The following is a 331-nucleotide window of genomic DNA, read 5'->3' on the forward strand; positions in this document are numbered from 1 at the left end:
GCTCGATCGCATTGAGCGCTTCGTCACGCGCGTCGTGAACACCGAACAGATACTGGACTTCTCCAGGATAGTCCTGCTCGAAAAAGCTGGCGAGGTGCTCCTCGAGGTGCCATTCGTCGCCGTGCAGCGGCTTGGCGAGCGTGATGGCCGGGAAGTGCTGCGGCGTCGCCACCTCGCGCGCGAAGAAACGACCGACCAGCGCGCTCGCCGTGCAGGTATAGATAATGCCGACCACGGCGCAAAGACCGCTTAGGACCGCGAGCGATTCGAAGAGCAGGTGCGAAAAGCCAGGCAATTCGGCACGCATGACTTCGATTGCAGCAGAAGCGAC

At 61.6% G+C, this 331-nt stretch carries 1 pseudogene; it reads right to left on the reverse strand.

The features are described 5' to 3' along the window. A pseudogene (locus AB3X98_RS42130) lies at positions 1 to 307 on the reverse strand (glucosyltransferase); the annotation flags it as partial. Positions 308 to 331: the final 24 nt, after the last annotated feature.

It is taken from the genome of Paraburkholderia sp. BR14312, from assembly GCF_040948675.1.
GTDB classification, from domain to species: domain Bacteria; phylum Pseudomonadota; class Gammaproteobacteria; order Burkholderiales; family Burkholderiaceae; genus Paraburkholderia; species Paraburkholderia nodosa_A.